The organism is Actinomadura madurae, from assembly GCF_900115095.1.
Classification (GTDB): Bacteria; Actinomycetota; Actinomycetes; order Streptosporangiales; family Streptosporangiaceae; genus Spirillospora; species Spirillospora madurae.
In genome coordinates, this window is the sequence record NZ_FOVH01000014.1 from 114,828 (window position 1) to 128,321 (window position 13,494).

At 70.5% G+C, this 13,494-nt stretch carries 14 protein-coding genes; 10 read left to right on the top strand and 4 right to left on the bottom strand.

The annotated features are described in order from the left end of the window. Window positions 1-13: 13 nt before the first annotated feature. The 3 genes from BM339_RS32905 to BM339_RS32915 form a co-directional block, all read right to left on the bottom strand. Window positions 14-679 (bottom strand): TetR/AcrR family transcriptional regulator, encoded by a 666-nt coding sequence (locus BM339_RS32905; RefSeq protein WP_021593634.1) that lies wholly within the window; start codon window positions 677-679, stop codon window positions 14-16. A 60-nt stretch (window positions 680-739) separates the two neighbouring features. Beyond that, window positions 740-1,354 (bottom strand): aggregation-promoting factor C-terminal-like domain-containing protein, encoded by a 615-nt coding sequence (locus BM339_RS32910; RefSeq protein WP_218163819.1) that lies wholly within the window; start codon window positions 1,352-1,354, stop codon window positions 740-742. A 219-nt stretch (window positions 1,355-1,573) separates the two neighbouring features. Beyond that, window positions 1,574-2,152, bottom strand: a complete 579-nt coding sequence (locus BM339_RS32915) for a MarR family winged helix-turn-helix transcriptional regulator (protein ID WP_235206431.1) — start codon at window positions 2,150-2,152, stop codon at window positions 1,574-1,576. Window positions 2,153-2,428: 276 nt separating this feature from the next. Here BM339_RS32915 and BM339_RS32920 point away from each other — a divergent pair, with 276 nt between their 5' ends. From BM339_RS32920 to BM339_RS32960, 9 genes are read left to right on the top strand one after another with little or no spacing between them, the layout of a single operon-like run. Beyond that, window positions 2,429-3,232 (top strand): MlaE family ABC transporter permease, encoded by an 804-nt coding sequence (locus BM339_RS32920; protein WP_021593637.1) that lies wholly within the window; start codon window positions 2,429-2,431, stop codon window positions 3,230-3,232. Further along, window positions 3,232-4,086 carry an ABC transporter permease gene (locus tag BM339_RS32925; protein ID WP_021593638.1) on the top strand — a complete coding sequence of 285 codons (855 nt, stop codon included), beginning with the start codon at window positions 3,232-3,234 and terminating at the stop codon, window positions 4,084-4,086. Before BM339_RS32920 ends, BM339_RS32925 begins: the two co-directional genes overlap by 1 nt. Further along, on the top strand, window positions 4,083-5,168 hold the full coding sequence (locus BM339_RS32930; protein WP_075023385.1) for an MlaD family protein: 1,086 nt from the start codon (window positions 4,083-4,085) through the stop codon (window positions 5,166-5,168). The genes BM339_RS32925 and BM339_RS32930 overlap by 4 nt, the downstream gene beginning before the upstream one ends. Further along, window positions 5,165-6,244 carry an MlaD family protein gene (locus BM339_RS32935; protein ID WP_250360629.1) on the top strand — a complete coding sequence of 360 codons (1,080 nt, stop codon included), beginning with the start codon at window positions 5,165-5,167 and terminating at the stop codon, window positions 6,242-6,244. Before BM339_RS32930 ends, BM339_RS32935 begins: the two co-directional genes overlap by 4 nt. Next, a complete protein-coding gene (locus BM339_RS32940; protein ID WP_075023387.1) occupies window positions 6,244-7,266 on the top strand; it encodes an MCE family protein in 1,023 nt (340 codons plus the stop codon). The genes BM339_RS32935 and BM339_RS32940 overlap by 1 nt, the downstream gene beginning before the upstream one ends. Beyond that, a complete protein-coding gene (locus BM339_RS32945; RefSeq protein WP_021593642.1) occupies window positions 7,266-8,303 on the top strand; it encodes an MCE family protein in 1,038 nt (345 codons plus the stop codon). Before BM339_RS32940 ends, BM339_RS32945 begins: the two co-directional genes overlap by 1 nt. Continuing rightward, window positions 8,303-9,376 carry an MCE family protein gene (locus tag BM339_RS32950; RefSeq protein WP_021593643.1) on the top strand — a complete coding sequence of 358 codons (1,074 nt, stop codon included), beginning with the start codon at window positions 8,303-8,305 and terminating at the stop codon, window positions 9,374-9,376. The genes BM339_RS32945 and BM339_RS32950 overlap by 1 nt, the downstream gene beginning before the upstream one ends. Then, window positions 9,373-10,668 (top strand): MCE family protein, encoded by a 1,296-nt coding sequence (locus BM339_RS32955; protein WP_021593644.1) that lies wholly within the window; start codon window positions 9,373-9,375, stop codon window positions 10,666-10,668. The genes BM339_RS32950 and BM339_RS32955 overlap by 4 nt, the downstream gene beginning before the upstream one ends. A 24-nt stretch (window positions 10,669-10,692) precedes the next feature. Beyond that, window positions 10,693-11,757 (top strand): hypothetical protein, encoded by a 1,065-nt coding sequence (locus BM339_RS32960; RefSeq protein WP_075023388.1) that lies wholly within the window; start codon window positions 10,693-10,695, stop codon window positions 11,755-11,757. Between the two features lie 16 nt (window positions 11,758-11,773). Here BM339_RS32960 and rpsD read toward each other — a convergent pair whose 3' ends face one another. Continuing rightward, window positions 11,774-12,379, bottom strand: a complete 606-nt coding sequence (gene rpsD / locus BM339_RS32965; RefSeq protein ID WP_075023389.1) for a 30S ribosomal protein S4 — start codon at window positions 12,377-12,379, stop codon at window positions 11,774-11,776. Between the two features lie 66 nt (window positions 12,380-12,445). On the opposite strand from rpsD, the gene BM339_RS32970 reads away from it, so the two are divergent. After that, entirely contained in the window at window positions 12,446-13,276 is an 831-nt protein-coding gene (locus tag BM339_RS32970) for a DUF2470 domain-containing protein (RefSeq protein WP_021593647.1), read from the top strand. The last annotated feature ends 218 nt before the right edge of the window (window positions 13,277-13,494 follow it).

The window sequence follows — 13,494 nt, forward strand, 5'->3', positions numbered from 1 at the left end:
CGGCGGCGTGGGGTCAGCGGGCGAGCCGGATCAGGATGCGGCACACCTCGTCGATGATCTCCGCGGCCTCGTCCTCGTTCTCGGCGGTGGCGATCTCCCGCCCGGCCTCGCCGATCACCGTGGTGAGCACGAGGCTCAGCACCTGCTCGGCGCGTCCGGCGGGCTCCCCGGAGGACGGGCCGCGCAGCAGCTTGGTGTTCTGCGCGATCCAGTGCTGGGCGCGGCTGCGGCGCATCAGCGACGACCCCGCCGGGCCCTCGCCGTCGAGGAAGAGCCGGGCCGCCTCCCGCCGCTCCCAGCACACCCGCAGGTAGGCCCGGGCCCCGGCGGTGAACAGCGCGATCGGGTCGGACTCGCCCTCCTTGCGGGCGGCGGACACGGCCTGCGCGGCGCTCGCCTCCTGCTCGGCGCTGAGGTCCTCCCACAGCGCCACGTACAGCCCTGCCTTGCCGCCGTAGTGGTGGTAGAGGCTGCCGACGCTGATGCCGGACCGCTCGACGATCTCGGCGATCCCCGCCGCGGAGTAGCCGCGGTCGGCGAAGACCCGCAGCGCCGCGCTCAGCAGCGCCTGGCGGGTGGCGTCGGCCCGCGCCCACTGGCGGCCGCCCCCCGCGGCGCCGCCGCCCTCCCCATTCGCCTCACCCGCGCCGCCGACCTGGCGCGCCCTGCTCGTCCGCATGCCTCCATGGTGCCAGCTCGGGCCTGCCGGGACGCGGCCGAGCGCGGGTCCGGCGGGGGCTCAGTACCAGTTGTGCGCCTGCCACCAGTCCCAGGCGCCGCACGGGTCCTTGTAACGGGCCTTGATGTAGCCGAGGCCCCACGCGATCTGGGTGGGGGAGCTGGTGCGCCAGTCGGCTCCCGCGCTCGCCAGCTTCGAGCCGGGCAGCGCCTGCGGGATGCCGTAGGCGCCGCTGGACGGGTTCTCGGCCCGCTCGTTCCAGCCGCTCTCGTGCATCCAGAGCGTCTCCAGGTCCGCCCAGCAGCGGCCCCAGCCCTTGAGCGCGTTCATCTTCTTGCCGTACGCCTTGTTCTGCGCGGCGCTCGGGTTCGACTTGGCGAGCCGCTCCCGCTCCTGCTGGGCCTTGAGCTTCGCCCGCGCCGCCGCCTCCTTCTTGGCCTTCTCCTTGAGCCGCTTCAGCTCCCGCTGGTGCTCCTCGTAGGCGCGCTTCTTCGCGGCGGCGATCGAGTCGGCCAGGATCGGGTCCATGTCGGACGCCGACGTCAGCTTGGCGAGCATGTCGTTGGTCGACAGGCCGGCGGCGGCCGCCTTCGGCGGCTTGGTGCCGTCGTCCACGAAGCTGCCGAGGTCGACCATCGTCAGCGCCGCGCCGAGCGCGCCGATGGCCACGATCATGATGGTGACGTTGCTGGTGAGCACCCGCCGCAGGCGCCCGCGTCCGCGCGGCGCGTCCGGGCGTTCCTCGGGCGATCGACGCGGCTGCGGCACCCGTGCGGAACGCCGGGTGGAGGGACGTCTGCGCGTGCCGTGACTCTGTGGCATAGGAGAAGACTGCCTTATCGCCCGGGTCTCGTGTCGTCGAAGACCAAGTACGCGGCCGGGACGCCGCGCGGTTCACCCATCGCCGCGTGCCCTGCCCTGGCCCTGGCCGGGGTTCAAGAGTTCCACATCGCCGGCCGCGAGCCGGGCGGGTTGCAGCGCCTCGAACAGGTCCCGGTGCATGCCGTCGAACGCCGCGAGGGCGCCGCCGGGGGCCTCCAGCGCCAGGCTCACCTCGTTGGCCCGCTCCCGTCCCGCGTCGGTGATCTCCACGAGGGTGGCGCGCCGGTCGCGCGGATGCCGGGCCCGGCCGACGAGCCCGGCCGCCTCCAGCTGGTCGACGGTGAGCTTCACCGTCGTCGGATGCATCATCAGGATGCGGCCCAGCGTGCTCAGCCGCGCCCGCCCGTTGACGGAGAGCGCGAGGGTGGTCAGCAGGAAGTAGCCGGTCCGGGTGAGGTCCAGCCGCTTCAGTTCGATGTCCAGGGCTTTCGTGAGCAGCTGGTTGAGCCGCCCGACCGAACAGATCGCCAGGAACGGCCACGGATCACCGCGCAGCCCCTGGTCCTTCCAGCGGTCCCGGACGCCCATGACCAGGGGGTCCACGCCGTCGTCCATGACTTCTTCGATGCCTCGTCGCGCCTTGGTCTGCACCGGCCGATCGTAGCTTCGAACAAAACCAGATGTAAGTACTCGCTTCTTAGACCTTCTTCCAATAGAGTGCCTCAAATCACAGGCGGTGCCGGTGTGCTCTGAAGGGTGCGCGGGGTCGCATGTGGTACCGGGCCGGCCGGCAACGGCGGCGCCAGCGCACGACATGGCGGCGCCGCGCACGGCGGGCTCCGGGGTTTCGGATGGGCGCCGACGTCCGAGCACAAAGGAGGCTGGAGTGAACCTTCACCAACCCCCCTTGGGGGAGGTCACCGGCTGATGGCCCTGAGCCTGACCAAGGCCCCGGACCTGGCACGCAGACGCGTCGAGCGAGCTCTCGACGAGACCGGACTGCTGTGCGTGACCCTCCTCGAAGGGCTGCGCCGCACCTGGGACCTGCGCCAGTGGTGGGGCGAGTTCATCGAGCAGTGCTGGTTCCTGGCGCGGGTCACCAGCGTGCCGGTGATGCTCATCGCGGTGCCGCTCGGCGCGACGATCTCGCTCCAGGTGGGCGACATCGCCCGGCAGCTCGGCGCGCAGTCCGGCACCGGCGCGCTGCTCACCGCGGCGATGATCCAGCAGGTGGCGCCGCTGGCCGCGGCGCTGCTGGTCTCCGGCGTCGGCGGCTCGGCGATCACCGCCGACATGGGCGCCCGCAACATCCGCGACGAACTCGCGGCCATGGAGGTCATGGGCATCAACCCGATCCACCGCCTGGTCACCCCCCGGCTGTGGGCGGCGAGCATGGTGTCCGGCCTGCTCTGCTCGGTGGTGATCCTCGCGGGCATCGTGGGCGGCTACTACTTCAACGTCATCCAGCAGGGCGTCAGCCCCGGCGCGTTCTTCGACGGCGCCACGACCCTGCTGCAGTTCTCGGACCTGATGATCACCCTGTTCAAGGCGTGGGTGTTCGGGTTCATCGCCGCCGCCGTCGCCTGCTACATGGGCATGAACTGCGACTACGGCCCGGTCGGCGTCGGCCGCGCGGTCAACCGGGCGGTGGTCGTCACCTCGATCGTGGTGTTCGCGACGAACTACATCCTCACCATGATCTACCAGGTCCTGTTCCCCCCGAGGTTCTGATGGTCGCCATATCCCCCGTCCGCAAGCTGGGCCGCGCCGTCAGGGGCCGGACCGCGGGCCTCGCCGCGTCGGCCAACCTGCCGGTGTTCCTCGGCCGGGTCCTCTACCACCTGCTCTTCGACATCGTCATCCGGCGCAAGTACGGCAAGACGCTCGCCAAGCAGGTCAGCGACATCACCGTCGGCGTCGGCGCGCTGGTCATCGGCGGCGGCATGATCTTCGTGATCGCGACGATGTCGCTCGCCACCGGCGCGATGGTCGGCCTGCAGGGCTACCCCGGGCTGGAGCGCATCGGCGCCGAGGCGTTCACCGGGCTGGTCGCGAGCTACTCCAACGTCCGCGAGGTCACCCCGATCATCGCGGGCGTCGCGCTGGTCGCCCAGGTCGGCACCGGGTTCACCGCCGAGATCGGCGCGATGCGGATCTCCGAGGAGATCGACGCGCTGGAGGTCATGGGCATCAACTCGCTGGCCTACCTGGTGTGCACCAGGGTCGCCGCCGGCGTCATCGCGCTGGTGCCGCTGTACCTGGTGTCGCTGTTCATGGCGTTCTTCGCCACCAGGTTCATCACGATCCAGTACTTCGGCCTTTCACCCGGCATCTACGACTACTACTTTCACCTCTACCTGCCGCCGATCGACGTGTTCTACAGCGTGATCAAGGTCGCGGTGTTCGCCTTCATCGTCATGTTCATCCACTGCTACCGCGGCTACTACGCGGCGGGCGGACCGGTCGGCGTCGGCGTCGCCGCGGGCCGCGCGATCCGGGAGTCGACCATTCTGATGATCCTGATGAACCTGGTCCTGTCGTACATCTTCTGGGGCCACGGCAGCACAGTGAAGTTGACCGGATGAGCGACGAGACACTCTCCAAGCGCTCCCGGACCCTCTTCGGGCTGACCGGCGCGGGCGTCATCGCGGCCGCCGCGGCGTTCGTCGCGATCGGGTCCACCCCGTCCCACGCGGGCTCCACGTACTACGACGCGACGTTCGGCAGGGCCGGGCAGGGCCTCGACCCCGGCAAGTCCGAGGTGAAGGTCCGCGGCATCGCGGTCGGCGAGGTCGACGACATCCGGCTGGCCGACAGCGGCCGGGTCACCGTCCGGATCCGGGTCGACAAGGGCGTCCGGATCGCCGACACGACGGTCGCGACGGTCGAGCCGGTCTCGGTGTTCGGCCCGAAGGACCTCTCCCTCGACCTCGGCGCGCACGAACTGTCCGGCCCCTTCCTCGACGACGGCGGCAGGATCGCGAAGACCAACGACCCGAAGGAGCTGTCCGACACCGCCTGGCCCGCCTACAACCTCACCAAGGCGATCAATCCCGACGACGTGGCGACGATCCTGCACACGTTCGGCGCCGGGCTGTCCGGCCAGGGGCCGGCGCTGCGCCGCACGATCGAGAACGGCGCGATCGTCGTCGACGCGACCTACAGGGACCGGGCGGCGATCCAGGCGCTGCTGAACGACATCAACGGCCTGTCGGGGACGTTCGCCTCCCGCGGCGACACCATCGCCCGCTTCGCCGGCGACTTCAACCAGCTCTCCCGGGTCGTCACCGCCAAGCCCGACAAGGTCTCCCAGCTGCTGGACGAGTCCGGCCGGCTCGGCGAGACCCTCGGCACGAACCTGCAGCGGCACGGCGGGAACCTCGGCAAGATCATCGACACCGGCGGCCAGGTCGTGCGGGTGGTGAACGGCCAGCGCCGCAACGTCCCGGTGCTGATCGACGGCCTGAACGGGTTCTTCGCCCTGCTGTCGCAGATCATCCGCGTCCCCGGTCCGGAGGGCACGCTGATCGCCCAGGCCCGCGACGACCTCCCGCTGGACATCTGCCAGATCATCATCGACGTCTGCCCGTCGACGCCGCGGACGACGGCGTTCGACGCGCAACTGCCCAAGGGGCAGCAGGGCGCGCCGGCCGGGAGGAGGCCGTGAGCCCGCGGATGCGCGGCAAGGCCGCGCGCGGCCCCGAATACACCACGATCCTGAAGTTCCTGGTGTTCGTGGTGCTGACCGGGCTGCTCACCTTCTACATCGGCCAGCAGATCCTCGGCACGAGCTTCAAGGCCCGGTACGAGCTGACCGCCACCTTCGACGACGTCACCGGCCTGCTGGAGGGCGACCAGGTGAAGGTCGCGGGCACGCCCGTCGGCCAGGTCAAGAGCATCAAGGTGGTGCGCGGCAAGGCCGTGGTCGGCATGGCCGTCGACAAGGAGGTCAAGGTCCCCGCCGACTCGACCGCCGCGATCCGCTGGCGCAACGTGATGGGCCAGCGGGTCGTCTACCTGGAGCCGGGAACGAGCCAGGGCAGGCTCGGCGACGGCGACCGCGTCCCGCGCACCCGGTCGGCGGTGGACCTCGGCGACATCGTCAACAGCCTCGGCCCGCTCACGAGGAACCTGGACCCGAACCAGCTCAACAAGATCCTCTTCTCCTTCTCCCAGGCGCTGGAGGGCAACGAGCAGAACATCTCGCTGCTCACCGACAACCTGGACCTGCTGCTGCAGACGTTCGCGGCCCGGAAGAAGACGATCAAGGGGATGATCGACGACTACGAGACGGTGAGCGACGCGATCGCCACCCGGGACCGGCAGATCGCCGCCAGCGTCGACAACCTGGAGTCGCTGACCAAGGTGTTCGCCGGCAACCGCAGGCTGCTGGAGAGCGCGGTCGTGGAGATCTCCGGCGTCACCACCAACCTCAACGCGGTCCTCGGCGGCAACGACGCGCAGCTCGCCCGCATCATCCAGAACCTCGGCAGATTCAGCGAGACGTTCCGGCTGAACGTCGACCAGCTGGAGAAGATGGTGCAGCAGCTGCCGCTGACGCTGCGGCAGCTGTTCTCCACCGCGAACGGCGGCCACTTCCTGCGCACCAACGCCCTCTGCCTCAACGTCGTGCAGGGCCCGTGCCCGTTCCCGATGGAGCTGCCGAAGGCCCCCGGCACGGGCCAGCCCAGCAAGGACGATCTGGACAAGCTGCGGAAGATGCTGCTGGGGGTGGGCGGCTGATGGCGCTGAAATCCCTGCGGGACGTCAACCACAAGGTCGTCGCGATCGTCACCCTGTCCGCGCTCGCCGCCGGCTGCGTGTTCGCGTTCGCCATCGGCCAGCTGCACCTGCTGGACCGCGGCTACACGATGAGCGGCGAGTTCAGCGACGCGGCCGGGCTGAAGAAGGGCCAGGACGTGCGGGTGGCCGGCGTGAAGTCCGGCCGGATCACCTCGGTCGAGCCCGACTTCCGGCACGGCAAGGTCATCGTCACCTGGCATGTGAACGCCGGCATCGACCTCGGGCCGAAGACCCGCGCCGACATCCAGACGACGACGCTGCTCGGCGGCCGGTACCTGCGGCTGTCCGGCCCGGTCTCCAAGCCCTACATGGCGGACGTGCCGGAGTCGAAACGGCGGATCTCGCTGGCGAACACCAGCGTCCCGTTCACCGTCCCGGAGGCCCTGGAGGGCGCGCAGAACATCGTCGGCAAGCTCGACCAGAAGAGCATCGACCGGCTGCTCACCCAGGTCAACCGGATCAGGTCGCCGGGCGCGGCGAAGCTGCACCGGATCCTGGTCAACATCCAGGAGCTGTCCCGGACGCTGAACGACTCCTACCCGCAGATCCAGAGGCTGATCGAGAACAGCAAGACGATCACCGGCACGCTGGCCGGGAAGGACCAGGAGCTCCGCGAGATCATCAACGCCAGCCAGGTGCTGCTGCAGACGCTGGTCCGCCGCCGCAACGAGCTGGCCGCGACGATCGGGCAGGGCAACCGCACCGTCCGGACGCTGTCCAACGTGATCTCCAAGAACCAGAAGCAGCTCGACACGCTCCTGGACAACCTGCACCTGCTGACCACGCGGCTCGCGCCGAACATGGACGCGCTGAACACCGACTTCTCGCTGCTCGGGCCGACGTTCCAGCAGGTCGCCAACCTCAAGGGCAACGGCCAGTACATCGAGGGCCTGCTCACCGGGCTCGGCCCGCTGCAGCCGCCCGGCCCGATCTCCACGCGGCGACCGCAGGGAGGCAACTGATGGCCCGCCAAAGCCGGACGAGGGGGATCGCCGTCGCGCTCGGCCTCGCCATGACCGCTTCGCTCGGCGGCTGCTCGCTCGCCCCGTCCGCGAGCGGCGACCGCACCATGGTGGTCTACGTCCCGAAGGCCCGCTCCTTCTACGAGGAGTCGAAGGTCAAGGTCATGGGCGCCGACGTCGGCCTCGTCGACAAGGTGGAGAGCCAGGGCGACAGGGTCAAGGTGACGTTCCACCTGCGCCGGGACGTCCCGCTGCCGAAGGGCGTGCAGGCGTCGATCGTCCCGCTGAACCTGATCGGCGAGCGCAACCTCGTCCTGCACCCGGCGTGGAGGCCGGGGCAGCCGAAGGAGACCGCCGACGTCATCCCGATCGAGCGCACCCACGTGCCGGTCGAGGTGGACGACGCGCTCAGCTCGTTCACCAACCTGGCGAACGCGCTCGACCCGACCAAGATGCAGCAGGCGCTCGGCACCGCCGCCGACACCGTCCGGGGCAACGGCAAGGAGTTCAACGCCACCCTCGAACAGAGCGCCCGCCTCGTCGAGAACGTCGCGGGGCAGGACAAGGAGCTGATCGAGGTCGCGCGGAACCTCAGCCGGCTGGCCGGGGTGGTGCGCGGGCGCGAGCAGGTCCTCGGCTCGGTGATCCGCGACTTCGGGACCGCGAGCCAGGTGCTCAGCTCCGAGCGCGGCGAGCTGCAGCAGCTGATCAGCGGCGTCCTGGAGCTGTCGAAGAACGGCGACAAGCTGCTGAAGAAGTACAAGGGGACGCTGCCGTACGACCTGGCCGTCCTCACCAGGACCGCGCTGGTCCTCAAGGGCAACGCCAAGCAGCTGGCCCAGCTGCTCAACGTGCTGCCCGGCATCAACGAGGCGCTCATCGGCGGCTACAACCCGAAGAACAAGTCGCTGCAGATCCGCTTCGCCACGGACGCGTTCCTGCGCACGTGGCTCAAGGGCCTGATGAACAGCGACGAGGTCGACTGCCCGCTGCCACCGCCCAACTCCAACTGTCCCTGGCAGAACGGAGGCAACTGATGGGCCGGAGCAGACTGCTGGTGGTGCTCATCACGGCCGTGGCGCTCGCCGTTTCCGGCTGCTCCTACAAGACGGCGGGCGCCCCGAAGGGCGACCTGACGCTGACCGCCACGTTCGATGACGCGCAGGGCCTCGTCGCGGGGCACAGCGTGAAGATGTCCGACATCACGATCGGCACCGTCACCAAGGTCGAGCTCGCCGGCTACCGGGCGAAGGCGACGCTGTCCATCGAGGACGACGTCAAGATCCCCAAGGGCACCCGCGCCGAGATCAAGGTGACGTCGCTGCTCGGCGAGAACTACGTCGAGCTGCAGATGGCGCCCGGCGCGAGCATGGACCGCGGGCCGTTCCTCGCGACGGGCGCCGCGATCACCGACACCAGCGTCCAGCCGGCGTTCGAGCAGGTCGTCGGGCAGGCCGGGCCGCTGATCCAGGCGCTGGCCGGGGACGACGTGGCGACCGTGGTGAACGCCGGGGCGACCGCCCTGGACGGCAACGGCACGAAGCTCAACACGACGATCGCGCAGGCGGGCGCGCTGCTGCGGATGTTCGCCGAGCAGCGCCGGGAGCTGGGCGAGTCGGTGGACCGGTTCGCCAGGCTCGGGCGGTCGCTGGCCAAGGGGAGCGACGCGCTGAGCGAGACCCCCGAGCAGCTCGAACGCACCACCCGGCTGCTGAACGACGACAAAGACAAGATCATCAAGACGGTCGACCGGCTCACCATGATGGCCCGCGAGCTGAACGACAAGGTGCTGGAGGGACGCATCGGGAGGTTCCGCGCCCTGCTGCGGGACCTCGACCCCGTCCTGCAGCAGCTCGGCGACAACCGCAAGCGGCTCACCGACCTGGTGAACAGCCTGGTGACGTTCACCGAGAAGATCCCGCGGGCCAGCTACGACGGCCAGCTGCTGCTCTACCCGATCCTCCGGATCGTCTGGCCGGACGGGACGCCGATCTTCCCCGGCCTCAGCGAGCCGCCGCGGAAGAAGAAGTCCGCCGGGACACCGGAACTCCCCGATGAGCTCCAGGGCGCCCTGCCGGACCTCAACGAGCTCCTGGAGCCGCGCCGATGACCAGACGACTGACGATCAACCTGGTGGCCTTCGGCGTGCTCGCCGCGGTGATGGTCGTGTGGGCGTTCAACAACGTCATCCGGTTCGACTTCATCGACCGGCCGTACAACATCACGGTGGAGTTCGAGTCCTCGCCCGGCCTGCACCCGAACTTCGAGGTCGACTACCTCGGCCTGCGGATCGGCAAGATCGACTCGGTGCGGCTGGAGCGGAACAAGGTCGTCGTCAAGCTCGACATCGAGCGCGGCGTCAAGATCCCGCAGGGCGTCACCGCCGCCGCGGCGCGCAAGTCGGCGGTCGGCGAGCCGGTCGTCGAGCTGACGCCGGGGGCCGGGAAGAGCGACGCCCCGGCGATGAAGCCGGGAACCGTCATCCCGGTGTCGCAGACCAAGGTGCCGCCGAAGTACGGCGACCTGTTCGGCGCGGTCATCGACTCGCTCAAGGCGATCAACCCCGACGACGCGAAGGTCCTCACCCACGAGCTGGCCGAGGGCTGGGCGGGGCGCGAGGACTCGCTCCGTCAGATCATCAACGGCGGCGACGACCTCACGCAGACGTTCGCGGAGAACACCGAGCTGCTCGACGGCCTGACCAAGGACCTCGGCCGCATCACGCACGTGCTGAACCAGAACCGCGGGTCGCTCGGCGCCGGCGTCGACAACCTCGCCGCCCTGACCGCGGCGCTCAGCCAGGTCCGCGGGCAGATCGCCGAGCTGCGCGACCGCGGGCCGGGCCTGCTGAAGACGGTCAACGGCCTGCTCGACAAGACCGCCCCCGACTTCGGGTGCACCGTGGACATGCTCGGGAACCTGGGCGTGGCGGGGTACAACCCGGACTACCTGAGCGACCTGCGGCAGATCCTCGTGCTGGCGCCGCAGTTGCGGGTCGTCCTCGACAACGTGATCGGGCGGGACCAGGGCAAGCCCGTGCTGAACGTCGTCTTCCAGGTCACGACGAAGAGGCTCGCGGCGCTGGAGTACAAGTACCCGCTCGCGCAGCCGCGGGTGAACAAGGTGCCGACCTGCCCCGGCGGGCGGACCCCGGCGGTGACCGAGCAGAAGCCGTACAAGGCCAAGAACCCGGGCGAGACGATCCCGACGCACGACCCGGCGCTCAACGAGCAGGGCGTCCAGGCCAGGAAGGCCGCGAACAACGACGGCTCTTCTGGCGGCCCGCCGGTGTGGCTGGTGTACATTCCTCCGGTCATCGCCCTGCTGATCCTGATCAGGGTCATGATGGGCTCGGTGCCCGTGGTGTCCCGCCTGTCCCGACGGCGTCGGAACAAGGACTGACCCCAACCCCGAGGAGTGCCCGAAGTGACAGCCAAGACCGGCAAGCACGACGTCGACGAGGTCGAGGCGGTCCCGGCCGGCGAGGAGACGGCGGCCGGAGAGGCGGCGGCCGAGGAGACCGAGGCCGTGGAGAGGCCGGCGAAGCCCGCCGCCAAGCGAAGGCGCCGGGTGCGGGTCATCGAGGTCATCGACGACGAGGACCTCGACGAGGTCCTGGAGGCGCTCGACGCCGAGGACGAGGCGGACGGCGAGGCGGAGGACGAGCCCCCGGCGCGTCCGGCCAAGGCCGCCAGACCGGCGGTGAAGACGACCAAGGCGACCACGACCAAGGCGACCACGACCAAGGCGACCACGACCAAGGCGGCGGCAACCGAGGCGACGACCGCCGCGAAGCCGCGTCCGTCCCGCCTCGAACCTCCGGAGGAGGAGGCCGAGGAGGAGGCGCCGAAGAAGGCCCCGGCCCGCGCGAGCGCGGTGCGGGAGGACGAGCGGCCGGGGATCCTCGGTCTCGGCGTGCCGCAGGCGGTCGTGGTGGTCGTCCTGGTCGCGCTGCTGGCGAGCCTGGCGATCTGGCAATGGAGGAGCGCGAGCTCGGCGTCCGGCAAGCAGGAGGAGCGGGACGCCGTCGCCAAGGTCGCCTCCGCCTACGGCGACGTCGCGCTGAACTACAACGCGCAGAACTACCAGACGCAGATGGACAAGGCGCAGAAGCTCATGGGCGGCGACCTGCTGGAGAGCTTCAAGAGCACGACGCTGCCCAGCCTCGGCGAGACGTTCAAGAACAACCCCGAGCTGTCGCTGACGTCCAAGACCAACCAGGTCTTCGTGGGCACCGTCGACGGGAAGTTCGCCTCGGCCGTCGTCATGGTCGACATCGACGTCCGGATGAAGGACGGCGCCACCGCCGCCCCCGCCACGCTGCTCCGGCTGGCCCTCGCCAAGATCGACGGTTCCTGGAAGGTCACCAAGCAGTACGCGTCCGGGACCAACGACCAGAACCAGAACCAGCAGGGGCAGCTTCCGGCCGTCCCGGGCGGCGGGGCGTCGGAGTCGCCGAAGGCGGAGACGAGCGAGAAGCCCAAGAACTAGGAACGCCCGCCGCGCCTCAGCGGGAGTAGTGCTCGACGACGAGCTGCTCGTCGCAGATGACGGGGATCTCGCTCCGCGCGGGCAGCCGGGTGAGCTGCGCGGCGAGCGCGTCGTGCCGAACGTCCAGGTAGGGCGGGACGGTCTCGGCGTGCCCGCCGGCCGCGGCGACCTGGAACGGGACCATCGAGCGGCTCCGCTCGGCGACCGTGATCACGTCGCCTGGGCGAAGCCGGTACGACGGGCGGTCGACGCGGCGCCCGTTCACCAGCACGTGCCGGTGCACGACGAACTGCCGCGCCTGGTAGATCGTGCGGGCGAAGCCGGCGCGCAGGACGAGCGCGTCCAGCCGGCGTTCGAGGTCGACGAGCAGGGCCTCGCCGGTCTTCCCCTCCGCCTTCGCCGCCTTGGCGAACGCGTTGCGGAGCTGCGCCTCGCGGATGTTGTACTGCGCGCGCAGCCGCTGCTTCTCGCGCAGCCGCACCTTGTAGTCGGTCTCCTGCTTGCGGGCGCGGCCGTGCACCCCGGGCGGGTAAGGGCGGGCCTCGAAGTACTTCACGCTCTTCGGCGTCAGCGGAATCCCGAGCGCCCGCGAGATCCGCACCTTGGGACGGGGGTTGTTCATCACGCTCCTTGGTGGTTAGGTATGCCTAAGTTAGGTAAGCCTAACCTCTCACGTCAAGGAGGCACGGTGCGGCGAGCGGAGACCAGGCAGGTCACGGAGGGGCCGACGGCGGCGGAGCGGGCGCGGACCCTCGCCTACGGCATGGCGGACGGGGTCCTCGTCGCGCCGGGCGTGCCCTACGCGCCCGTCCCGGCGCACACGACCGACCGCGACGGCAGGCCGCTGCTGCTCGTCCCGGCCGCCTCGCCGATCGTGGCGGCGCTCAGGGCCGAGCCGGAGGACGTCCCCGCCACGCTGCGGATCTCCGACGTCGCCCCCGTCACCTTCCCCGACCGGGTGCGCGGCCGGGCCTGGCTGCACGGCTGGCTGACCGAGGTCCCGGACGGCGAGCTGCGCGCCGCCGCCCTCCGCCTCTCGCACGCCCACCCGCGTCCTGAACTGCTCGACCTCGGCGCCGACGCCCTTCGAGGGGGGACGACCCCGCACACCCCCCGGAGCGCCTCCGGCGCCGAGAGGGACGGCGTCCGGGAGTGGACGATCCTGGCCCTCGAAGTCGCGCAGGTCGAGATCGACGACGCGTGGGGGAGCGCCACCCTGGAGCCCGAGGAGTACGCGGACGCCGCCCCCGACCCGTTCGTCGCCGTCGAGGCGGGCATCCTCACCCACCTGGACGCCGCCCACCGGGACGAGCTGCCGCGACTGCTGCCCGAGTCCGTCCCCGGCGGGCCGGTCCGGCCGCTGGCGCTCGACCGGTACGGCATGTGGCTGCGCTGCTCCGCCCCGCCACCGGACGGGCCCTCGTCGTTCGACGTGCGGCTCGCGTTCCCCTCGCCCGTCAGTGATCTCCACGGTCTGCGGTGCGTGTACCGGCGGCTGTTCGCCCGCGCGACCCCGTAACCGGTACGTAGTACTCGCGCCCGCGGCCCCGTAGGGCCCGTCCGGCATTTGGCGGTGGTACCCCGGATGGCGGGAGGGGCCCTCGCCGGGTGATGCTCGGGTCTCCGGCCGAGGGACGCCGATCGCCACCCCGTCCGGGACGACCCCGATCGCCGGTCCGCCCTCGCGGGGTGGGTGGGCAGGCGGCGGGACCGTACCGGGCGGCCGGCGGCGCCGGC